This window comes from Ruegeria sp. HKCCD6647-2, from assembly GCF_057221075.1.
In genome coordinates, this window is sequence record NZ_JBWVBD010000001.1 from 324,381 (window position 1) to 347,012 (window position 22,632).

General features: G+C 58.5%; 23 protein-coding genes. 18 read left to right on the forward strand and 5 right to left on the reverse strand.

What is annotated here, in order from left to right:
* Positions 1 to 9 precede the first annotated feature (9 nt).
* From tsaD to AC2TDJ_RS01535, 5 genes are all read left to right on the forward strand, one after another.
* Positions 10 to 1,107, forward strand: coding sequence for a tRNA (adenosine(37)-N6)-threonylcarbamoyltransferase complex transferase subunit TsaD (gene tsaD, locus AC2TDJ_RS01515; protein ID WP_480838551.1), 1,098 nt, complete (start codon positions 10 to 12; stop codon positions 1,105 to 1,107).
* A complete protein-coding gene (locus AC2TDJ_RS01520; RefSeq protein WP_480838553.1) occupies positions 1,104 to 2,066 on the forward strand; it encodes an NAD(P)H-dependent glycerol-3-phosphate dehydrogenase in 963 nt (320 codons plus the stop codon). The genes tsaD and AC2TDJ_RS01520 overlap by 4 nt, the downstream gene beginning before the upstream one ends.
* 1 nt (position 2,067) lies before the next feature.
* Entirely contained in the window at positions 2,068 to 2,337 is a 270-nt protein-coding gene (locus AC2TDJ_RS01525) for a YciI family protein (protein WP_480838555.1), read from the forward strand.
* On the forward strand, positions 2,337 to 2,759 hold the full coding sequence (locus tag AC2TDJ_RS01530) for an EVE domain-containing protein (protein WP_480838557.1): 423 nt from the start codon (positions 2,337 to 2,339) through the stop codon (positions 2,757 to 2,759). The genes AC2TDJ_RS01525 and AC2TDJ_RS01530 overlap by 1 nt, the downstream gene beginning before the upstream one ends.
* Positions 2,760 to 2,918: 159 nt before the next feature.
* Positions 2,919 to 4,112: a hypothetical protein gene (locus tag AC2TDJ_RS01535; protein ID WP_480838559.1), complete on the forward strand. Its 1,194-nt coding sequence runs from the start codon at positions 2,919 to 2,921 to the stop codon at positions 4,110 to 4,112.
* 218 nt (positions 4,113 to 4,330) lie between these two features.
* Here AC2TDJ_RS01535 and AC2TDJ_RS01540 read toward each other — a convergent pair whose 3' ends face one another.
* Complete coding sequence (locus tag AC2TDJ_RS01540; protein WP_480838561.1) at positions 4,331 to 4,672, reverse strand: DUF2853 family protein; 342 nt, start codon at positions 4,670 to 4,672, stop codon at positions 4,331 to 4,333.
* Positions 4,673 to 4,861: 189 nt separating this feature from the next.
* Here AC2TDJ_RS01540 and AC2TDJ_RS01545 point away from each other — a divergent pair, with 189 nt between their 5' ends.
* Positions 4,862 to 5,509 carry a DUF899 family protein gene (locus tag AC2TDJ_RS01545; RefSeq protein WP_480838563.1) on the forward strand — a complete coding sequence of 216 codons (648 nt, stop codon included), beginning with the start codon at positions 4,862 to 4,864 and terminating at the stop codon, positions 5,507 to 5,509.
* Positions 5,510 to 5,576: 67 nt separating this feature from the next.
* Here the strand turns inward: AC2TDJ_RS01545 and ahcY are convergent, their stop codons facing one another.
* Positions 5,577 to 6,965, reverse strand: a complete 1,389-nt coding sequence (ahcY, locus tag AC2TDJ_RS01550) for an adenosylhomocysteinase (protein WP_480838564.1) — start codon at positions 6,963 to 6,965, stop codon at positions 5,577 to 5,579.
* Between the two features lie 101 nt (positions 6,966 to 7,066).
* A complete protein-coding gene (locus tag AC2TDJ_RS01555; RefSeq protein WP_480838566.1) occupies positions 7,067 to 7,381 on the reverse strand; it encodes a hypothetical protein in 315 nt (104 codons plus the stop codon).
* A 206-nt stretch (positions 7,382 to 7,587) separates the two neighbouring features.
* Here AC2TDJ_RS01555 and AC2TDJ_RS01560 point away from each other — a divergent pair, with 206 nt between their 5' ends.
* Positions 7,588 to 8,181 (forward strand): HD domain-containing protein, encoded by a 594-nt coding sequence (locus tag AC2TDJ_RS01560; protein WP_480838568.1) that lies wholly within the window; start codon positions 7,588 to 7,590, stop codon positions 8,179 to 8,181.
* 43 nt (positions 8,182 to 8,224) lie between these two features.
* A complete protein-coding gene (locus AC2TDJ_RS01565) occupies positions 8,225 to 8,653 on the forward strand; it encodes a hypothetical protein (RefSeq protein WP_480838569.1) in 429 nt (142 codons plus the stop codon).
* 23 nt (positions 8,654 to 8,676) lie between these two features.
* Here AC2TDJ_RS01565 and AC2TDJ_RS01570 read toward each other — a convergent pair whose 3' ends face one another.
* The gene (locus AC2TDJ_RS01570) at positions 8,677 to 9,231 is read right to left on the reverse strand and encodes an ActR/PrrA/RegA family redox response regulator transcription factor (protein WP_298382043.1); all 555 of its coding nucleotides are present in this window, start codon (positions 9,229 to 9,231) and stop codon (positions 8,677 to 8,679) included.
* Positions 9,232 to 9,316: 85 nt separating this feature from the next.
* Positions 9,317 to 9,937 (reverse strand): SCO family protein, encoded by a 621-nt coding sequence (locus tag AC2TDJ_RS01575; RefSeq protein ID WP_480838572.1) that lies wholly within the window; start codon positions 9,935 to 9,937, stop codon positions 9,317 to 9,319.
* A 91-nt stretch (positions 9,938 to 10,028) separates the two neighbouring features.
* Here AC2TDJ_RS01575 and regB point away from each other — a divergent pair, with 91 nt between their 5' ends.
* From regB to AC2TDJ_RS01625, 10 genes are all read left to right on the forward strand, one after another.
* Complete coding sequence (regB, locus tag AC2TDJ_RS01580; protein ID WP_480838574.1) at positions 10,029 to 11,426, forward strand: sensor histidine kinase RegB; 1,398 nt, start codon at positions 10,029 to 10,031, stop codon at positions 11,424 to 11,426.
* Between the two features lie 63 nt (positions 11,427 to 11,489).
* The gene (locus AC2TDJ_RS01585) at positions 11,490 to 12,998 is read left to right on the forward strand and encodes a PAS-domain containing protein (RefSeq protein WP_480838576.1); all 1,509 of its coding nucleotides are present in this window, start codon (positions 11,490 to 11,492) and stop codon (positions 12,996 to 12,998) included.
* 40 nt (positions 12,999 to 13,038) lie between these two features.
* Complete coding sequence (gene tsaE, locus AC2TDJ_RS01590; protein ID WP_480838578.1) at positions 13,039 to 13,509, forward strand: tRNA (adenosine(37)-N6)-threonylcarbamoyltransferase complex ATPase subunit type 1 TsaE; 471 nt, start codon at positions 13,039 to 13,041, stop codon at positions 13,507 to 13,509.
* Positions 13,506 to 14,510, forward strand: coding sequence for an aminoglycoside phosphotransferase family protein (locus tag AC2TDJ_RS01595; protein ID WP_480838580.1), 1,005 nt, complete (start codon positions 13,506 to 13,508; stop codon positions 14,508 to 14,510). The genes tsaE and AC2TDJ_RS01595 overlap by 4 nt, the downstream gene beginning before the upstream one ends.
* A complete protein-coding gene (locus AC2TDJ_RS01600; RefSeq protein ID WP_480838582.1) occupies positions 14,507 to 15,193 on the forward strand; it encodes a nucleotidyltransferase family protein in 687 nt (228 codons plus the stop codon). Before AC2TDJ_RS01595 ends, AC2TDJ_RS01600 begins: the two co-directional genes overlap by 4 nt.
* Positions 15,186 to 18,113, forward strand: coding sequence for a double-strand break repair protein AddB (gene addB, locus AC2TDJ_RS01605; RefSeq protein ID WP_480838584.1), 2,928 nt, complete (start codon positions 15,186 to 15,188; stop codon positions 18,111 to 18,113). Before AC2TDJ_RS01600 ends, addB begins: the two co-directional genes overlap by 8 nt.
* Positions 18,110 to 21,469: a double-strand break repair helicase AddA gene (addA, locus tag AC2TDJ_RS01610; protein WP_480838586.1), complete on the forward strand. Its 3,360-nt coding sequence runs from the start codon at positions 18,110 to 18,112 to the stop codon at positions 21,467 to 21,469. Before addB ends, addA begins: the two co-directional genes overlap by 4 nt.
* 59 nt (positions 21,470 to 21,528) lie before the next feature.
* Entirely contained in the window at positions 21,529 to 21,849 is a 321-nt protein-coding gene (gene trxA, locus AC2TDJ_RS01615) for a thioredoxin (protein WP_480838588.1), read from the forward strand.
* Positions 21,850 to 21,921: 72 nt separating this feature from the next.
* Positions 21,922 to 22,272, forward strand: coding sequence for a Lin0512 family protein (locus AC2TDJ_RS01620; protein ID WP_480838590.1), 351 nt, complete (start codon positions 21,922 to 21,924; stop codon positions 22,270 to 22,272).
* Positions 22,269 to 22,631, forward strand: a complete 363-nt coding sequence (locus AC2TDJ_RS01625; protein ID WP_480838592.1) for a Lin0512 family protein — start codon at positions 22,269 to 22,271, stop codon at positions 22,629 to 22,631. Before AC2TDJ_RS01620 ends, AC2TDJ_RS01625 begins: the two co-directional genes overlap by 4 nt.
* Position 22,632 lies beyond the last annotated feature (1 nt).

A 22,632-nucleotide genomic window follows, 5' to 3' on the forward strand; every position in this document is an offset into this window, starting at 1 on the left:
ATCAGGCCAATGGTGCAAACACTTACAGTCCTTGGATTGGAGAGCAGCTGTGACGACACAGCTGCCGCAGTTGTGCGCCAGGCAGACGGCGCGCAAGCCGAGATCTTGTCTTCGGTCGTGCATGGTCAGACCGACCTGCACAGCGCCTATGGTGGCATTGTTCCCGAGATCGCGGCGCGGGCTCATGCCGAAAAACTGGATATCTGCGTGATTCAGGCGCTGGAGGACGCCGGGCTGACGCTGCAGGACATGGACGCCATTGCCGTGACCGCGGGTCCGGGACTGATCGGGGGCGTGATGTCCGGTGTGATGTGCGCAAAGGGGTTGAGCGCCGCCACCGGTCTGCCGTTGATCGGCGTCAATCACCTGGCCGGACATGCTTTGACACCTCGGCTTACGGATGGGGTAGCTTTTCCGTATCTCATGCTGCTGGTTTCGGGTGGCCATTGCCAATACCTGGTCGCCCACGGGCCTGAACATTTCACTCGCCTGGGCGGCACGATCGACGATGCCCCCGGTGAAGCCTTTGACAAAACCGCCCGCCTGCTGGGGCTGCCCCAGCCCGGCGGCCCTTCGGTCGAGGCCGAGGCGAGGTCGGGAGACCCCAAACGATTTCAGTTTCCGCGACCTCTGCTGGATCGCCCCGGTTGCGATCTGTCATTCTCAGGGCTCAAAACGGCCCTGATGCGCATGCGCGACCAAATCGTGAGCGATCAGAGCGGTTTGACCCGCAAGGACCGCGCTGATCTGTGCGCCGGATTTCAGCAGGCCATCGTTGACACCCTGGCCGAGAAAACCCGACGAGCGATTGGCCTTTACCTTGACGAAAACCCGTCGGACCCCGTGATCGCTGTTGCGGGTGGGGTGGCCGCCAATTCGGCAATACGTTCTGTGTTAGAGTCTGTTTCTTCAGAAATGGGTGCCCGGTTTATCGCACCTCAGCTTAGCTTGTGCACCGACAATGCTGCCATGATCGCATATGCGGGCATCGAACGATTTAGGTCCGGTGCAAGGGATGGGCTTGATCTGACCGCCCGCCCCCGCTGGCCCCTGGATCAAACCAGCCCGTCGATGCTGGGCAGCGGCAAGAAGGGCGCCAAGGCATGAGCGTTTCGGTTCTGGGATCAGGAGCATTTGGTACCGCGCTGGCGATTTCGTTGGCGGGGAATGGGCCAATAACACTTTGGTCACGATCAGAAGAGCAGGCGCTTTTGATGCAGGCAACGCGGGAAAACGGCGCTCGCCTCGCAGGTGTCTCACTTCCTGTGAACCTGACGGTAACCGCCGATCTGGCGATGGCCACACAGAATACCGTGCTGCTCGTTGCGGTGCCGATGCAACAGCTGCGCGCCGCCCTGATGCAGAACACGCAAGCGCTGGCCGGGAAGACGCTTGTTGCCTGCTGCAAGGGGATTGAACTGTCATCCGGCCTCGGCCCGGTTTCTGTAATCAGCCAAGTTATCCCTGACGCACGCCCTGCCCTTCTGACCGGCCCCAGCTTTGCCGACGATATCGCACGTGGTCTGCCCACGGCTTTGACGCTGGCCTGTCAGAACGTTGAACTATGCAGGAAATTGCAGGAGGAACTGACCACTGCGAACCTGCGCCTCTACCGAACGTCGGACACCATCGGAGCCGAGCTTGGCGGAGCGCTCAAGAACGTTATGGCAATTGCCTGTGGTGCGGCCATCGGTGCCGGTTTGGGCGACAGCGCTCGGGCCGCGCTCATGACACGGGGATTTGCCGAGATGCAGCGCTTTGCGGCCATGCGGGGCGCGCAGACAGAAACGCTCATGGGGCTTTCGGGGCTGGGCGATCTGGTCCTGACCTGCTCGTCTGAACTGTCCCGAAACTACCGCTTTGGCCTGTCTTTGGGTCTGAATCGCCCATTTGACAGCACGACAACCGTCGAGGGTGTCGCAACCGCCCGCGCCATGGCCGAGATCGCAAAAGCCGAGGGTCTGGATATGCCAATCAGCACGACGGTGGCGGATCTGAGCCACGGCGCCTACAGTGTGTCCGAGGCAATCCAAAACCTGCTCAATCGCCCGCTCAAGGAGGAATAATATGCTGATCGCACTGATCGCGCGCGACAAAGACGGCGCCCTGCAAACCCGGCTGGACAACCGGTCCGCCCATCTGGCCTATATCGAGGAGACCGGAGTTGTCGCTCAGGCGGGCCCTTTGCTGAACGGCGACGCGATGGTCGGATCGCTGATTATTCTCGATGTCGAAGACCTGGCAACTGCGCAGAGCTGGGCCGACGGCGACCCTTATGCGAAGGCCGGGCTGTTTCAGTCGGTCGAGCTTATCCCCTGGAAAAAGGTAATTGGCTGATGGCGTATTGGCTTTTCAAATCCGAACCTTCAACCTGGAGCTGGGATCAGCAGGTCGCAAAGGGGGACGCTGGCGAAGAGTGGGACGGTGTGCGCAACTATCAGGCGCGCAACTTCATGCGGCAGATGCAGATCGGCGACCGCGGGTTCTTTTATCATTCCCAAAAAGACAAAGCGATTGTCGGAATCGTTGAGGTCTGTGCCGAGGCGCATCCGGATAGCACAACCGATGATGAGCGTTGGGAGTGTGTGGATATCAAAGCGGTTCGTCCCTTTGCGAAACCGGTAACGCTGGATCAGATCAAGGCAGACGGGCGCCTGGCTGAGATGGTTCTTGTCAAGAATTCCCGTCTGTCCGTTCAACCGGTGAATGAAGAGGAATGGATGGCAATATGTGCGCTGGGCGAGACCCTGGCTGACTGAGGGCAAGGGCCCGGTCGCGCTCAAATCTTCTCAATAGCTTAAAAAAATGGTATATTTTTAAGGCTACGCCGGGTGGGGGTTTGTCGGCAGCGTATTGTGCTGCCTCAGATCTTTCGGTGTTGTTCGAGTATCGATTGTTCATTTCGAAAGCCTGAACCCATGTCTGACGATGAAGGCAGCACTGGGGCAACGGAAGATATTGTTGCTGATTTGAACTCAAGTAGTTGGGAAGCGCGTCTGGAGATTGCGCGGCAGCAGCGTGCGGAGGCACTGGCCCGCGCCAGAGACCTTGATGCGGAAAAGAATTCATCGGAAAATCGGCCGGAAGTATCTGAAAACACACCGCCAATCGAGCCGGGCGACTCAAAGCTAGAGAAGGTCGTGTTCAGACAAGTCGGCGCAAGTCGCCCCCCGGTTGAAAGCCGAAACTACGCGGCAAATGGCATTCTGCTAGTCGTTCTGGCAGCAATGCTGTGTGGTGCTTTCTTGCAATGGGCGGCGGCCAGAGCATTGGGAGACTGGGGTCAGGCCAGTCAGGTGTCCGCTGCCAATGAGGCAGAGTTATCTGTGGACGCGCCTCTCGACCCTGTCATTGAGTCCGATCTCGAATCCTCACCTTCGAGTCCCGGGCTGTCAGCCGATGACGCTGCCATTGCGGTGACGGTGCAATCCCCAATTGAAAGGACGGAAACCGCTGCTCAGTCCGATTTGTCCGGACTGCAAGGGGACATGGACCCGGATGCCCCCTCTTCTGCTTTGGACGCTCCGCTTCCGCCCGTAAAACACCTGCCAACGTCGTCTGGAATTACCATAGTAACTTTACCGCCCGCCGCGATGCCGGTTGGTGACCTGTCACCTGCGCCTCCGTCAAAAGAAGCCCCGGCGGACATCTTGGCTGACCTCGCGCCGGCGAATGAAGTCGCTCCGGCGCTTCGGGAGGCGCCAGATTTACCGAAAGGGGACGGTTTAGAGTCGCTTTTCCCGAAAGGATCACTCGGCGCTGCCGATATTTCGCTTTTCATTCCTGCGAGTGTGGCGGCGGAAACGAGCGCCACTGTACTGGATGCATTGAAGGCGGGCGAAACTGACGTGGTTGCCACTGCGCGCGTGAGCTATTCGGTCAAACAGACGCAGGTTCGCTATTATCACGAAAATGATGCGGCGATGGCCGCTGTGACGGCAAAGGCCCTCGGTGGTATTTCCAGGGATTTCACGGACGCTGGGTCAAAAACGCGACCCGGTCATATCGAGGTATATCTGGCTGGCAAAGGTGGAAACCTGAGCCGCAAGTCTAATCGATCGCCCGTAAATCTGGAGCAATTTGTTACCCGGCTTCTCAATGAGTTTCGGTAAGATTTCCGGGAAGGTTCTGACGGCGCAGAACCTTCCCTACCCCCGCGTGCTCCCGACTCACCACACGCGTTTGGAATTCTTGGTTCTGACCGTCCTGGTCACAGCTTGATCCTAGACGGTTTTTGCTCTGCTCTTCAAATGGTAAGTTATTAAACTTAAAAACAAATTCAAAACGCCCGCCGGGCAACCGGCAGGCGTCTCAAAGGAAAACGAGGCGATCAGCTATAGACCGACTCTTTGCCGAAATGCTTGGTCAGCATGTAGTAGACCACAGCACGGTACTTGTTGCGCTCGGACATGCCATAGGTTTCCAGAACATTGTTGATGCCTTCCATCAACTCGGGGCCATCCGACAAGCCCAGCTTTTTGATGAGGAAGTTGTTTTTGACAGTCTCCAGCTCACCTTCCTGGCTGGCTGCCACAGTCGATGCATCGGCGTCGTAAATGGCCGGGCCGCAGCCGATCGTGACCTTTGTCAGAAGGTCCATATCGGCATCCATGCCGCACTTGGTTTTCAGGTCTTCGGCATATTTGGCGATCAGTTCGTCGCGTTTTCCCATTGTTGTCTCCTGATTTGGGTACGTTTCTGGCCATTCCAGCGCCGCAAACACGGTAACGGGAGGTGGAAATTGCACAAAGGGAAAAATTGCCCGCATTCCCCCTAAGCTTGTCGCGTCGAACGGGCACACTTGATTTCCGGCAGCTCTTTATTTAACCTTTTCGTTAAATAGTTCAGCAAGGAGATTCCCATGCCCGTTTCCCTACCGAATGAAAGCCCCGAATACCGCAACGCCCGCAACGATCTTCTGGCCGCGGAAATTGACTTGAGAACCCGGGTCGAAGAGGTCGCCAAACTGCGGCGCAGCTTGCCCAAAGGCGGGAATGTTCCGCAGGATTATGCGTTCAAGGCGCTGGACGGAGCCCCTGCGCCTCTTTCATCGCTGTTCGGGTCGCATGACACCTTGGCCATTTATTCGTTGATGTACGGACCAAATGCCGAACTGCCTTGTCCGATGTGTTCGGCCTTTCTGGACGGGTTGAACGGGCAGGTTGCCCATATTTCCCAGAATATCGCATTTGCAGTAGTGGCGCAGACTACGCCCAAAAAGCTGGCCGCGCTCAAAACAAAAATGGGTTGGAGTGACCTGCCGCTCTATTCCGCGCTTGGCACCGACTATCAGCGCGATTACCTGGCGGAGGGCGAAGATGGAAGCCAACTGCCGATCCTGAACGTCTTTCAGCAAGATCGGGACGGCATCCACCACTTCTGGAGTTCGGAGATGTTCTTTGAGCCGAGCGACTGGCACCCAAGACATATGGATGCGGCCTGGCCCTTGTGGAACGTTCTGGACTTCACGCCGCAGGGTCGCGGGGATTTCTTCCCTTCTCTGCGATGACAACGCGGTGGGAAAATGAAAACGGCGACCAATACGGTCGCCGTTTTCAATCCGCAGCAAGCGGAAATCAGTAACGATAGTGCTCGGGCTTGTACGGTCCTTCCGGCTTTACGCCGATATAGGCCGCCTGATCGCTGTCCATCTGGGTCAACTTCACACCGATCCGATCCAGATGCAGGCGCGCGACTTTTTCGTCCAGATGCTTGGGCAGGATGTAGACCTTGTTTTCGTATTCATCGCCTTTGGTGAACAGCTCGATCTGGGCCAGAACCTGGTTGGTGAACGAGGCCGACATCACGAAAGAAGGGTGACCGGTGGCGTTGCCGAGGTTCAGCAGGCGGCCTTCGGACAGCAGGATCAGACGATTGCCCGAGGGCATCTCGATCATATCGACCTGTTCCTTGATGTTGGTCCATTTGTGGTTCTTCAGGTTTGCCACCTGAATTTCGTTGTCGAAGTGGCCGATATTGCCGACGATGGCCATGTCCTTCATCTCGCGCATATGCTCGATGCGGATCACGTCCTTGTTGCCGGTGGTGGTGATAAAGATATCTGCCGATGCGACTTCGTCTTCCAGCAGGGTGACTTCAAAGCCGTCCATCGCAGCCTGCAGCGCGCAAATCGGGTCGACCTCCGTCACTTTCACACGGGCACCGGCACCGCGGAGTGAGGCGGCGGAACCTTTGCCTACGTCACCGTAACCGCAGACCACGGCAACCTTACCGGCCATCATGGTGTCGGTGGCGCGGCGAATACCGTCGACCAGCGATTCCTTGCAGCCGTATTTGTTGTCGAATTTCGACTTGGTGACCGAGTCGTTCACATTGATCGCCGGGAACGGCAAGTGGCCGTCTTTCACCAGCTGATACAGGCGGTTCACGCCGGTGGTTGTTTCCTCGGATACACCCTGGATCTGGTCACGCATCTTGGTGAACCAGCCCGGCGACGCTTCCATCCGCTTCTTGATCTGGGCCTTGATGACCTCTTCCTCTTCCGAACCCGGAACAGGGATGATGTCCTCACCGGCTTCGGCGCGTGCGCCCAGCAGGATGTACAACGTCGCGTCGCCGCCATCATCCAGGATCATGTTCGGGCCTTCGGGGAACAGGAAGGATTTGTCCAGGTAATCCCAATGCTCTTCCAGCGTCTGACCCTTGATGGCGAAAACCGGAACGCCAGCCGCCGCAATCGCGGCCGCCGCGTGGTCCTGAGTCGAGAAGATGTTGCATGACGCCCAGCGCACATCGGCACCCAGCGCCACCAGCGTTTCAATCAGAACCCCTGTCTGAATGGTCATGTGCAGCGAGCCGACAATACGCGCGCCTTTGAGCGGTTTGCTGTCGCCGTATTCCGCGCGCAGGGCCATCAGGCCCGGCATCTCGGTTTCGGCGATGTCCAGCTCTTTACGGCCGAACTCGGCCAGTGAAATGTCTTTGACGATATAGTCCCCGGCCATCAGGTACTCCACTCCGGTATTAATTGATCCGGACTGCCCCTAGCATCCCTTTCGGGGCGAGGCAACGAGGATAGCCGGAAACGGGACTTATGGCGTTAAAATCAGCTCGGCGTGCCCTCTGCCTTGATTTTCGGGACAGCCTCGAAAAAATCCGTGCCAACGGAGACAATACAACTGATGCCGTTGGCGTGGGTCACCAGAACGGTGTAACTTCCTGTTTCCTTCGAAGTCCACACCTCCATGACCGACTGCGCACCGCGTGTTTTCTGCAATCCGCCAAAGGCCAGCTCTTCCGAATAGCTGTCCTGCAACCTGGCGATGACATGTTCACGCTGCGCACAAGCTTGGGCCAAGGCGGGAGGCGCGGTAGCGGCCATCCCAAAGGCCAGTGCAACTCCAAACAAACGCTTGAACATAGCAAGCTCCTTTCGATACGCGTTACGGTCTCGAGAGGGGCACACCGGGAGGAGCATGTGCCCCCCTCGGTACTTATGTCGGGATCACCTCGTGCCTGTGCAAAGCACGAATGCTCAAGAAAAAGTTGGCAGCAGGTGATCTTGACAGGTACATCATAGCATAAAAATGCGGCGCAATCGCGGCTGATCCCAAGGGGCATGGCAAAATGGCAACACAACCCAGAGCGTGGCAGAGAATGCTGTCCGGTCGCAGGCTGGATCTGCTGGATCCGACGCCCGTGGACATCGAAATCGAAGATATCGCCCACGGACTGGCCTTTGTGGCCCGCTGGAATGGGCAAACACGCGGCGATTTCGCCTATTCCGTGGCCGAACATTCCCTTCTGGTTGAGGAATTGTTTGGCCGGATCGCCCCCAAATCCCCGGTAAAATGGCGGCTCGCGGCATTGTTACATGACGCGCCGGAATATGTGATCGGAGATATGATCTCGCCGGTCAAATCCGCCGTCGGCCCTGATTACGGCGCGCTGGACGACCGGTTGGCGGCGGCGATCCACATCCGGTTTGGCCTGCCTGCGGCGGTGCCGAAAACGGTAAAACGGCAGATCAAAAAAGCCGACAAGATCAGCGCCTGGATGGAGGCCACCCAAATCGCGGGCTTTTCTGAGTCCGAGGCGACCAAGTTCTTTGGGCGGCCGGATAAGGCGGTAATGGAAGGATTGGAAATCAGGTTGAGACCGCCAGTTGAGGTGAGGGAGGCGTTTATGGAGCGACATGAAATGCTGTTAGCCGCGTGCTAAATCATCTCGATCCTCATCATGTATCGCAACAAAGAGTACCAGAATGTACGAAACGTCCATTTACCAATATGTAAAAAGCAAACTGATTACTCACGGGGTCGAAAAATCCGAAGATGGTTTGATCACTTTAAATGATCCAAAGCTATTCGGACTGTTTGTAAAGCTGGAACGGGTCGCAAACAGAGCTGTTTTTTCCGAAACGCAAACTACCGTCCGAGAAATCGAGGACTATGCCATTTCTATTGGCAAAAGACACTTGGTTGTTTTCGCCCTCATGTATCTGCGATTTTCCGACCTGACTCCTAAGACGTGGGAACTAGACGAGGAACTGCCTGACGGGAAAATAAAGGTCACCAAAATCTATGATCGAAAGCTATCCGATGAGGAAATGCTCATCGGTCTTTGGGCAAAGGTGAAATACGAAACCGTTGGGCAGGCCTATCTCGCACTCGTTTACAAGGATGTGAACTAGTCAGGCGACTTCTGCCGGTGCATTTACCGCGGACTGCGCTTCGCCAATATCCGCTGCAACGTCCGGCGATGCATGTTCAGGCGGCGCGCGGTCTCACTGACATTCCGGTCGCACAACTCATAAACCCGCTGAATATGCTCCCAACGCACGCGGTCCGCGCTCATGGGATTTTCCGGCGGCGGGGGCAGTTCGTCGCCCTTGGCCAGCAATGCGTTGGTAATGTCGGTGGCGTCGGCGGGTTTGGACAGGTAGTCGGTCGCGCCGATCTTGACGGCCGCCACGGCAGTGGCAATCGCGCCATATCCGGTCAGTACAACAACCCGGCTGTCGGGGCGCTTTTCCCGCAGCACCTCGACCACATCCAGACCGTTGCCATCCTCGAGGCGCAGGTCAACAACCGCATAAGCCGGTGGGCGGGCAGTGGAAATGGCGCGGCCCGCTGCGACCGAGCCTGCGGTTTCAACCTCGAAGCCGCGTTTCTCCATGGCTTTGGCCAGACGTCTCAGAAACGGCTCGTCATCGTCCACCAGAAGCAGGGATTTGTCGGGACCGATGTCGAGTGGAGCGCTGTCCGCCATAGTCTATTCTTTCCGCTATTTCACGCCGTTGGCTTAGACAAGAGTAATAGCAGCGCCGTTACAAAGGTCAAACAACACGTTTCAGCTACATCTTTTCCAGAAAGCAGCCGACCTGATCCGCCATCTGCTCGGCCGAGGCGTTGCGATCGAAGAATTCGACAAACCCGTCCTGCGGCGTCACCAGATAGGTGAAGGTTGAATGGTCGACCAGATAATACTCGTCGCTTTTGTCGTGGGCCTTGTAGTAGGTCTTGTAGGCCTGGCTTGCGGCTTTGACCTGCTCGGGCGATCCGGTCAGCCCGATTGTCTTTCCACCCAGATTGAAGGCAAAATCGCCGACCACTTCGGGCGTGTCGCGATCCGGGTCGACCGATATGAACAGCGGAGTCACCGACTGCCCGCGTTCAGTCAGTATGTCTACGGCTTCGGCATTGCGGGACATGTCGAACGGGCAGACGTCGGGACAGAAGGTGTAACCGAAATAGACCAGCGTCGGTTCTGTGATAACATCCTTGTCGGTGACCGTTTCACCCTTGGCATTGAGCAGCTCGAATGGTCCGCCGATTGCCGCTGTGCCGCCTGCGATCTGGCTGGTCCGGCATTGGGCGAACTTGTCATCCGAGCCTGCGCCGCGTGTCAGCAGCCACATGGCGCCAAGACCCACGGCCAGAACTACAGTTGCAAGAATGGCGTAAAGGCGGACCATGACAAATATCCTGTCGCAGCGGGGTTGTTGATCGTTTCGGCCGGGACACCTATCAACATGATGGGCCGACGCAATAGGACATAATCGACCAATGGCAAATTCCAATACCAGTCTATGGCGGGGTCAGGAGCGCAGCAGCTGGATTCGCCTGCGCACATTGATCCTGTTGCGCTGGGTGGCCATCATCGGCCAGATCACCGCAATAACCGTGGCGCAGCAAACCTACCACGTCCAGCTTGAACTGGGCCTGTGCTACATGGCGATCGGCGTTTCGGTCATGGGAAACCTGACCGCAATTCTGCTGTTTCCCGAAAACAAGCGCCTGTCGGAGTACGAAAACTTCCTGATGGTTTTGTTCGACCTGCTGCAGCTGTCGTTCCTGCTGTATCTGACGGGCGGGTTGAACAACCCCTTTGCACTGCTTCTTGTGGGTCCGGTAACGATCTCGGCCAGCGTGATGAGTACCCGCTCGACCCTGATCGTCGGTGGCGTCGCCATTGTCCTGACGACGCTGCTGGCGCAGTTTCACCTGCCGCTGCGAACCAATCTGGGGCTTGTTCTGGACATCCCCGACATCCTTTTGTTCGGCAACTGGGCGGCTATTGTCATCGCCATTGTGTTCCTGGGTGCCTATTCCCATCGGGTGAGTTCAGAGGTCCAGTCGATGTCCGAAGCGTTGTCCGCCACTCACATGGCGCTTGCCCGTGAACAGAAACTGACCGATCTCGGCGGCGTTGTTGCCGCCGCCGCGCATGAGCTGGGCACGCCGCTGGCGACGATCAAACTGGCCAGCTCGGAACTGATCGAGGAGCTGGAAGACCGGCCGGACCTCAAGGAAGACGCCGCGTTGATCCGTGAACAGGCCAACCGGTGCCGCGATATCCTGCGCGACATGGGGCGCGCGGGCAAAGACGATCTGCACTTGCGCCAGGCCCCGTTGTCCAGCGTCATTCACGAAGCCGCTGAACCGCATCTCAACCGCGGAAAACAGATTCATTTTGATGAAGGTCCGGCCGGGGATGGCGATGTGCAGCAGCCCTCGATCCTGCGCAAGCCCGAAATCATCCACGGGCTGCGCAATCTGATCCAGAACGCGGTGGATTTCGCGCGGGGCAATGTCTGGGTCGAGGCCGAGTGGACGACGAACTGGATCACCATCTGCATCATGGATGACGGGCGCGGCTTTCCTCCGCACATGTTCGGGCGAATTGGCGATCCGTTTGTGCGGCGGCGGCGGTCGGAAACCGACAGGCGCGCGCGACCGGAATACGAAGGTATGGGTTTGGGCCTGTTTATCGCCAAAACCCTGCTGGAACGCAGTGGCGCCGAGTTGAAATTCGCAAATGGCGCTGATCCCTACCAGAACCTCTCGGATCAGGCCGACAGGCGCGGTGCCATCGTTCAGGTGGTCTGGCCACGCAACCTTGTCGATGCGCAGACCGGAGACTCTCCGGTTCCTTCTGGTGCCAACCAGCCGTTCCAGATCTGAGTTAAGACGCTATTAACCTTTGTTACCCATAACGGTTCCCGCATTTACCAAAGGCGGGAAATCATGGTGGACTGGATCATTCTGGCCGGGATCAGTCTGGTCTCGATCACCTTTGCGGTTCAATGGTTGCTCCCGCGCCGCCCAAACAGGTCCACGGATTTCGGGCTGTCTTCTCCGGCCTCATTGTATGACACGGTGTTTCTGTTCGATGGCGACCGGTTGATCAGCCACTCGGATATCGCCCTGGCAGGGTATGAGCACATTGCCGATTGGAACGATCTGCGGCGTTTGCTGCAACGGGACTTTCCCGCATTTCCCGAAACTCCGGAACCCGTGCGGAACGAGGGCAATCTGGTTGTTTCGGCCATAGATTGCACCGTTGAACGAGAGGTCCTGTGCGAATGGATCGACGGGATCATTCGCGTCCAGCTAAGGGATCTTTCCGGTTCTCCCGGTCCCAAACGACGCGATCCAAATGATCCGATCCGCCTCGCCATGGACAAGGCTCCATACCCGGTATGGCTGCTGGGTCATGACGGAAAAATTCGCTGGTGTAACGCAGCTTATGTTTCGCTGGTTCGAAAGACCCGCGGACCAGACGCCGATCTGACAGAGCCTTTGTTCCCTGCCCTTGTCGATGAGGCGCCGCTGGGACGCAAAACCCGCATGTCAATCACGGCCGGCAACGACGACGCAAGGCTGTGGTTCGATCTGACTCATGTGCAACTGGATCAGGGTCACCTGTTTTATGCCGTTGATATTAACGCCATCGTCGAAGCGGAAACTGCCCAGCGCAAATTCGTTCAGACGATGACCAAGACCTTTGCTCAGCTATCCATCGGGCTGGCGATTTTCGATCGCAACCGGCAGCTGGCGCTGTTCAATCCGGCGCTGATCGACCTGACCACTCTGCCCCCGGATTTCCTGAGTTGCCGTCCCAGCCTGTCCAGTTTCTTTGACCGGTTGCGGGATCAGCACATGATGCCGGAACCCAAGAACTACCGCGGCTGGCGGCGGCAGATGAATGACCTGCTCGAAGCAGCGCAGGACGGCAATTATCAGGAAACCTGGTCTCTGCCGTCGGGGTCCGTCTATTCCGTTAGTGGTCGCCCGCACCCTGATGGCGCCGTTGCTTTTTTGTTCGAGGATATCACCGCTGAAATAACACTTACCCGCAGGTTCCGCTCGGAAATGGATCTGATGCAATCGATTCTGGACAAGTTGGCGGATGCGATAATCGTGTTTGCAGATGACGGTTCGCTGGCCTTTACCAACTTTGCCTATCAAGCGCTCTGGGGCGAAAGCGATGAGATCGGAATTGATCCCGTCACGGTTCTGGATGTGACGCGAGGATGGCAGGACCAGTGCTTTGCGACACCTGTTCTGGGCGAAATCCGGGATTTCGTGGAAATGCGTGACAACCGGGCCGAATGGTCGGCGGAAATCCAGATGCGCAACGGGCCGCAACTTGGCTGTACAATTAGTCCGATGCAAAACGGCGCGACAATCGTGCGATTTACCGTTCTGGACAGCGTCGAAAATATCGACGGTTTGCAAAAAATCAGCGCCTGAACCGGTTGCAGAGGATCGGGCTCGGGTCCATTGTGGCGCCATGAATGCGCCGTTGTCGATCACACTGAAATCACCCAAGGAAACCTGCGATTTCGCTGCCCGTCTGGGGGCGACTCTGCAACGCGGCGACGTTCTGCTTCTGGATGGGCCGATAGGCAGCGGCAAGACCCATTTCGCGCGGTCCCTGATCCAGTCCGTGATGACGGAACCGGAAGACATCCCATCGCCCACATTCACGCTGGTTCAGGTCTATGGAACCCGGATTGGCGAGGTGTGGCACTCGGATCTGTATCGCCTGACCGCAATTGAAGAAGTCGAGGAACTGGGTTTGACCGAAGCATTCGAGACCGGCATTTGCATTGTCGAATGGCCGGACAAGTTGGGCCCTGTCAGCCCGAAATCGGCTCTAACACTGAAGTTTCAGACCAGTCCCGGAGACGATGACGTCCGACAATTGGACCTGCTTTGGTCCGATCCGAAATGGACCTCGCGGCTGGAGAATTCGTTATGACCAACCGGGCTATTCTGGCCGAGGCGCTGATCGCCCGAACACCGTGGACCGACGCCGCGCATGCCCCACTGGCTGGAGATGCATCGAACCGTCGTTATGAGCGTCTGACCGACCCAATCAGTGGCCGGACCGCTGTATTGATGGATGCGCCACCGGAAAAAGGCGAAGATGTCGAACCATTCGTTCGGGTCGCTGAGTATCTTCGTTCAATCGGTTTGAGCGCGCCCGAAATCTATGCCGAAGACAGTGAATTCGGCTTTCTATTGCTTGAGGATCTGGGCGACGATCTGTTCGCGCGTGTTCTACAGAAGGATCCTTCGTCCGAGCGGAAATTATATGATGCCGCGACAGACGTTCTGGTCCACCTGCATGCGGCACCGGTGTTGTCCTTGGACAGCTACGATCCGGCTTTGATGACCGAATATGCTGCGCTGGCCTTTACGAAATACGCGCAAGGCATCCTGGGCAGCCATGACGCGGACGCGCGGTCACGTTTTGAGCTGCGTTTTGCTGACATCCTCCACCGCGAGACCGGCGGGACTCGGGTCGTCGTGTTGCGGGACTACCATGCCGAAAACCTGATCTGGCTACCGGACCGCGAGGGCGTCGCCCGCGTCGGTCTTCTGGATTTTCAAAGCGCCATGCTGTGCCATCCGGCATACGATCTCATGTCACTGTTGCAGGATGTGCGTCGCTCGGTTCCTGCCGGAATCGAAATGCGCATGATCGACCGCTATATCACCGCCACAGGCGTCGACAGCCATGACTTTCGCACGGCCTACAGCGTTCTGGGTGCGCAGCGGAACCTGCGCATTCTCGGCGGATTTGCCCGACTGGCCACCGACTACGGCAAACCGCATTACATCGATCTGATTCCGGCCGCCTGGGCTCATCTGATGCGCGATCTGGAACACCCTGCCCTGGTTCCCGTCGCTGACATAATTCGCGAATCTCTGCCAAAACCGACCCCCGAGAACCTTGCCAGGCTGAGACAGCAATGACCGGAATACCGCGCGCCGTCATTTTGTTCGCCGCAGGGTTCGGCACCCGCATGGGGGCGCTTACGAAGAATTGCCCAAAGCCCCTGATCCCGGTCGCCGGCCGACCCCTGATCGACCACGCACTGGATCTTGTGGAAGATCTCCAACCGGAACGCACGGTCGCCAATATTCACTACCGGGCTGATCAAATGGCCGCGCATCTTAAGCCCAAGGGCGTTCTGTTGTCCCATGAAACGCCAAATATCCTGGAAACCGGCGGCGGTTTGCGGGCGGCGTTGCCTCTGCTTGGGCCTGATCCGGTGTTCACGCTGAACTCTGATGCCGTTTGGGCAGGGCCCAATCCCCTGACATTGCTGCAAAAAGCATGGGATCCAACTAAGATGGACGCTTTACTAATGTGTGTCCCCGTTGGTCACACGATCGGCCATGCCGGGTCCGGCGATTTTGCCGCAGATGCCGACGGGCGGATCACCCGAGGTCCCGGCCTTGTTTATGGCGGCGCGCAAATCCTTATAACCGACGGGCTGCACAGCTTTGAGCACGAGGCGTTTTCACTAAACCTGCTATGGGATCAGATGATTGAAAGTGGTCGCCTTTTCGCCCTCAGCTATCCCGGGCGATGGTGCGATGTGGGCCGGCCCGAGGGGATCCCGCTTGCCGAAGGGCTGATCGCCGATGTTTGAACCCTCCACCGAGCCAAGGGTTTTTGCCGCACCACCGGGTGCGGACTTTCCCAAGGTTCTGGTAAACGGCCTGCGCGAACGCTCCGCCAACCAATCGCCCGAAGCATTGGCCCGCGTACAACTAGTGGTGAACACCCGGCGCATGGCGCGTCGCGTCCGCGACCTGTTCGATCAGGGTCCACCTTGTCTGCTTCCAAAACTGTCACTTGTCACAGATTTGGGAGAAAGCGTGGATCTGGCGCGGATACCGCCGGCCATTCCGCCCTTGCGACGCAAACTGCAACTGACCCAGTTGATCGCCAAACTGCTCGAACAGCAGCCGGATTTGGCCGCCCGGTCATCGTTGTTTGACCTATCCGACAGCCTCGCCGCCCTGATCGACGAAATGCAGGGTGAAGGCGTATCGCCCGACGCCATTCGCCAACTGGATGTCAGTGACATGTCCGGCCATTGGGCGCGGGCGCAGGCCTTTATCGGTATTGCGGATAACTTCATCTATTCAGACGGTGGCGCGTTGGACGCGCAGGCGCGGCAACGACTGGTGGTGGAATCGCTGATCTCGCACTGGCAGGAAAACCCGCCTCGGCATCCGGTGATTCTCGCTGGCTCGACCGGTTCCCGTGGAACCACACTCATGTTGATGAAAGCCATTGCGCGCCTGCCGCAAGGGGCGCTCATCCTGCCCGGTTACGATTTCGACCAGCCTCAGGCCGTCTGGCAAAGCATGGATGATGCCCTGACGTCCGAGGATCATCCCCAGTACCGGTTTCAGAAGTTGATGCGCGAACTGGAGCTGCACCCGGATCAGATCACCCCATGGACCGGAGATCAGGCCCCCTCGCCCAAGCGTAACCGGTTGATTTCCCTTGCTTTGCGCCCGGCCCCAATCACTGACGCCTGGATGAGCGAAGGCCCATGCCTGAGCGATCTAGACGGTGCAACCGCCGACCTGACGCTTGTCGAGGCGAACTCTCCCCGTGCCGAGGCGCTGGCCATCGCGCTGCGCCTGCGTCAGGCGGCTGAGACGGGCCAGACGGCCGCCCTGATCACACCTGACCGGATGTTGACCCGTCAGGTCAGCGCCGCGCTGGACCGCTGGAACATTCTGCCTGACGATAGTGCCGGTCTGCCGCTGCAGCTGTCTCCTCCGGGCCGTTTCCTGCGACATGTGGCAGGTTTGTTTGCCCGTCGGCTGGATGGCGAGGCTTTGTTGACACTGCTGAAGCATCCACTTTGCCATGACGGAGGCGAGCGCGGCGTGCATCTACTGCATACGCGTGATCTGGAGCTTGAGTTGCGCCGCAACGGCCCGCCATTCCCCGATGCTGCCAGCCTTACTGGTTTTGCAACCCGAAAGGACGCCGGCGCAGAGTGGGCGCGCTGGGTCACTGAACACTTCTGCGACCAGAAAATGCCGGGAGAGCGGCCTTTGGACACCTGGGTCACCCGGTTGCGCAGCCTTGCCGAGGCGATTTCGGCGGGTTCCACTGGCGAAGCCGGCACGCTTTGGGACAGGAACGCAGGCCAAAAAGCGCTTGCCGTCCTGACCGCGCTTGAGGGTGAGGCAGGCCATGGCGGCAGGATGACAGCCCATGACTTCGCTGATCTGCTGGGCGCTTTGCTTGCGGGCGAAGAAGTACGCGATCGCGACGCCCCTCATCCGCGCATCATGATCTGGGGGACGCTGGAAGCCCGCGTCCAGGGGGCCGATCTGCTGATTCTTGGCGGCTTGAACGAAGGCAGTTGGCCCGAAGCCGCGGCGCCCGACCCCTGGCTGAACCGGCAAATGCGTGCCAAGGCCGGATTGTTGTTGCCCGAACGGCGGATCGGCCTGTCAGCGCATGATTTTCAGCAAGCCGTGGGCGCGCCCGAGGTTTGGCTGACCCGTGCAACACGGTCGGATGACGCCGAAACCGTGCCGTCACGTTGGCTGAACCGTCTGACTAACCTGATGAAGGGGTTGCCGGGGCAGGGCGGTCCTGAAGCGCTGGCCGGAATGCGCCATCGTGGTCAGCGGTGGCTGCAATGGTCACAGGCGCTTGAGCACGCGCCAGGTTTGGACGCCGCACATCGCCCGTCCCCCCGGCCTCCGGTCGCGGCCCGTCCGCGCCGCCTGACCGTGACCGAGATCAAACGTCTGATCCGCGATCCTTATGCGATATATGCCAAACACGTATTGCGGCTGAAGCCGCTGGATCCGTTGGTGCAGGCTCCGGATGCTTTGTTGCGCGGGATCGTTATCCACGAGATTCTGGAGCACTTCATCAAGGACAGCGTTCTGGATACCGCCTTGCTGACCCGCGAGAACTTTCTGAAACGTGCAGAAACACTGTTGGACTTACATGTGGCATGGCCAACCGCGCGGACGCTGTGGCTGGCCCGTCTGACGCGAATTGCCGATGCCTTCCTGAACGCGGAAACCGAGCGACGTGCTGATGGTGGGCCAATTGCATTTGAAGCGAAGATGGATCTGACACTCGCGCCGCTCGATTTCACCATATCCGGCCGCGCGGATCGGATCGATCGAAACAGCCGCGGCGCGCTTCGGATTATCGACTACAAAACCGGCACGCCACCGTCAGAAAGCCAGCAGGCCAAGTTCGACAAACAGCTGCTGATCGAGGCCGCACTGGCCGAACAAGGCGGAATCGAAGGGTTGGACCCTATGCCCGTGGCTCAGGCCACCTTTGTCGGCATGGGCGGCACATACAAAGAGGTCCCCGCACCGTTGGACAAAGAACCGCCCGACAAGGTTCTGTCCGACCTAAGACAGCTAATTTCGGCTTATTTAGAGCCTGATCAGGGCTTCTCATCCCGTCGCATGCTGCACAAGGACACAGATGTCGGTGATTATGACCATCTGGCACGATTTGGCGAATGGGACCGCACCGCCGAGACGCGCTCCGAGGACCTGACATGACCGTCCGAAATGATGCGACCGAACGGCAAGTACAGGCCGCGCGGCCCGATGCTTCGACCTGGCTCGCGGCCAATGCCGGCTCGGGCAAGACGCGAGTACTAACCGACCGTGTGGCGCGCTTGCTGCTGGATGGGGTGCAGCCACAGCATATCCTGTGCCTGACCTACACAAAGGCGGCCGCCAGCGAGATGCAGAACCGCCTGTTCAAGCGCCTTGGCGAATGGGCGATGCTAGGCGATGCACCATTGTTGGCGCAGCTAACGGATCTGGGGATCGAGGGCATTGTCGACCCCGACAAGCTCGGCCGGGCCCGTACATTGTTTGCCCGAGCAATCGAGACACCGGGCGGGTTGAAAATCCAGACGATCCACTCGTTTTGTGCGTCACTGCTGCGTCGTTTTTCGCTTGAAGCCGGGGTCAGTCCGCAATTCACCGAGATGGAGGACCGCGCGGCAGCCCTGCTGCGCGATGAAATCCTTGAGGATTTTGCCGACGGCCCGCATGCACGGCTTGTCGAAGACATTGCCCGGTTTGTGACCGATACCGGTTTTGAAAGGCTGACCGCCGCGATCACGCAAAAGCGGAGCCTGTTTTCCCGACCTCTCGGCTGGGTCGATCTGCTACGGCGGTTCGACTTGCCCCAAGGATTTGACGAGGATGCACTGGTCGAAAGCGTGTTTCTGGGGGGTGAGGTCGACCTGATTCAGTCTTTGCTGCCTGTTCTGGCCGAGAGCGGCGGCAACAACGCCAAGGCAGCGACAAAACTTGCCATGGTCAACGAGCCTCAATTGGCTGCTCTTCCCGTTTTCGAAGATGTCTTTTTGACCGGTAAAGGGGCGAAAGAGCCCTTTACCGCCAAGATCAGCAACTTTCCAACCAAGGCTTTGCGGGAAGGCACGTTGGCGGACCGGATGCCGAAACTCGAAGCCCTGATGCTGAGGGTTGAGGCCGCGCGAGAGCGGCGGCTTGCGCTTGTCGCCGCCCAGAAAGCACATGTTCTGCATCGGTTCGCCGCTGCGTTCCTACCGGAATACGAACGCCGCAAACAATTGCGCGGCTGGCTGGATTTCGACGATCTGATCCTGCGCGCCCGGCAGGTGTTGAATGACCCGGCCGTGGCGGAATGGGTGCTGTACCGCCTTGATGGAGGCATCGATCACATTCTGGTCGACGAGGCACAGGACACCAGCCCCGACCAATGGGACGTCGTGGAAAAACTCGCGCAGGAATTCACCAGCGGGGAAGGCGCCCGATCCGGGGTTGAGCGCACGATATTCGTAGTCGGAGACAAAAAGCAGTCGATCTACTCGTTTCAGGGCGCCGACCCGCAAGCTTTCGACCGGATGCGGGAACAATTTGGGCGGAAGTTGCAGGAATCAGGCTCTAAACTGTGGGATTGGACGTTGGAGTATTCCTTCCGCTCCTCCAGCGCGATCCTGTCTCTGGTCGATTTTCTGTTCGAAAACCGCATGGAAGCGGGATTTCACAAGGAGTCGCAGCACCGCGCCTTCAAGGCGGACCTCCCTGGTCGGGTCGATCTGTGGCCCGTAATCGAAAAAGTTGAAGACGATGAGGACGGCGACTGGACTGATCCCGTCGACCGACCCGGTGCTCGGCATCACACCGTGGTTTTGGCCGAAAAAGTTGCAAACTCGATCAAGGCGATGATCGATACCGGTGAAACAATTCCGGACGACGGCACTGAACCCGGCAATTACGTGCGCCGAAAAGTGCGGCCCGGCGATTTTCTGATCCTTGTCCAGCGCCGCTCGGACTTGTTTGCCGAGATCATTCGCGCCTGCAAGGCAGCCGGTTTGCCTATTGCCGGGGCCGACCGGTTGAAAGTGGGCGCGGAACTGGCGGTCAAGGACCTGGCCGCTTTGCTGAATTTTCTGGCGACGCCGGAAGATAGCCTGTCTCTGGCCACGGTCCTGAAATCTCCGCTATTCGGTTGGTCCGAACAGCAGTTGTTCGATTTGGCGCATCGGCGGACGGATCCCTTTTTGTGGACAGCCCTGCGCAACCGGGCCGAGGAGTACCCGGAAACGCTGGCCGTTCTGAACGACCTACGCGGACAGATCGACTTTCTGCGCCCATACGACCTGATCGAGCGCATTCTGACCCGCCACGATGGTCGTCGCAAACTGCTCGGTCGCCTGGGGGCCGAGGCGGAGGACGGCATCAACGCATTGCTGTCGCAGGCGTTGGCTTACGAGCGTACGGATATTCCAAGCCTGACCGGATTTCTGATCTGGATGCAGACTGACGATCTGGAAATCAAGCGCCAGATGAGCGGGGTCGGCAACATGATCAGGGTGATGACCGTTCACGGCTCGAAGGGGCTGGAAGCGCCAATCGTGATCCTGCCGGACACCGGTAAACGCCCGCCGCCAAGGGACGCCGAAATCATGGTCGCCGACGGAATACCGGTGTGGAAGGTACCGGCTGACGGCTCCCCCGATCTGATTGCACGCGCACGAAGCGAGGCACGCGAAAAAGAAGAAAATGAACGGCTGCGTTTGCTCTATGTGGCTCTAACACGGGCCGAAAAGTGGTTGATCGTGGCCGCAGCGGGGGATGTAGGCAAAGACGGGTCCAGCTGGTACCAGATGGTCGAAGCGGCAATGGCGAAGGCGGGGGCCGTTCAGGTCGAAGGAACCGATATCCTCAGATTGGCCCATGGGGATTGGGCGGGATTGCCGCTGGTGACGCAATCTGACACACCCATCCAGCCCGGAGTGTTGCCGGATATGTTCCATTCATTGCCGCCAGACCCGGTTCCGCCACAAGACACGCTGAGCCCGTCTGACCTCGGCGGGGCAAAGGCTTTGCCCGGAGACGACGGGCTGGACGAAGAGGCCGCCAAGCTGCGCGGGGCACGTATTCACCTGTTGCTGGAGCATTTACCGGCTGCGCAGGATCATGTCTGGCCCGAGCTTTGCACCCGGCTACTGCCGGATATGCGGGATTTGGAGAGGCGGGACTTGTTGGACGAGGCGGCAGCAGTCCTGAGTGCAAAGCACCTGAAACCGGTATTTGCGCCCGAAGCACTGGCCGAAGTCTCGCTGTCGGCGGATCTGGGCGGGGTGAGGGTGCACGGGATCATCGACCGTCTGATCGTCACCGACTTGGAAGTTCAGGTTGTTGATTTCAAAACAAATGCCACGGTTCCTGCCGCCGCCGAGAACTGCCCCGAAGGGCTGCTGAGACAAATGGGGGCCTACGCGAAGGCACTTTCCCAAATTTATCCGGGGCGCGAGATCCGCACCGCGATCCTTTGGACGCGCACAGCCAGCCTGATGTGGCTGCCGCACGAACATGTGACAGAAGCGCTGGAGAGGGCGGGGGTGTCTTGACCTCCCAAATCGCCGCACCTACGTTCTGAACCCAAGCATCCCCATTCAGGAGACAGACAATGTCGACCGTAGCCGTAACCGATGAAACCTTTGACGCCGAGGTCAAGAACTCGGACGTCCCCGTTGTTGTGGATTTCTGGGCCGAATGGTGCGGCCCCTGTAAGCAGATCGGTCCCGCGCTGGAAGAACTGGCGTCCGAATACGGCGACAAGGTGAAAATCGCCAAGGTCGACGTGGACAGCAACCCGAACGCCGCCGCCGCCATGGGCGTCCGCGGCATTCCGGCCCTGTTCATCTTCAAGGACGGTCAGGTCGTATCGAACCGCGCGGGCGCTGCCCCCAAGGCCGCGCTGCAAAGCTGGATTGAAGAATCCATCTGATCCAATGTGATTGGTAGAATTCAAAGGCGCCTTGCAAAGGGCGCCTTTTTTATTGAGATATCGGAGGAGCAGATGGCAAAGACACGGGTTTTGGTGGAATTCGGTATGGGCACATCGCTCAGGCGGGAAGACTACACCGAGGCGTCTCTGCGCGCGATCAGGGATGCGCTGTGGCACAATTCGATCAACATGGCCGAACTGTTCGGCTTTCCCAAGGAATCGATGATCATCGATGTGGAGATCGGGGTTCAGAAACCGGATCAGGTCGATGCAAGTAAACTTTCTGCTGTGTTTCCGTATGGCCAGCCCAGGATCACCGTCACCAAAGGGGGTCTGGATATTGAAAAGCCCGGCGGGTCGGGCCGCACGATTATTGCCAATGCGGCTTTGTCCGTCTCGTTCGATATGGAGCCTGCACGATGAGCGAGAAACGTATCATTCTGGAAATGGGTATGGGAAATGACCTGTACGGTCAGGACTACACCAAGGCAGCCCGCCGCGCGGTGCAGGACGCACTGCATCACTCATCGATCACCTTGTTTTCAAACCTTGGAATCGATCACAACAAGATGCGCGTGCAGGTAACGATCGGGGTTCAGAAACCGGAACAGGTGGATTGCGTCGCCGTGGCGGCCGACCTGCCGAGAGGTCGGGCAGACGTGCGCGCGGTAGTGGGCGGTCAGGATGTCGTTGACGAAGTGGCGGGCACACGGCATGTCGTTGCAACTGCCGCCATCGAAGCCTTCATTCCGGATCAAACCGGCACATATGTTTTGAGCTGAA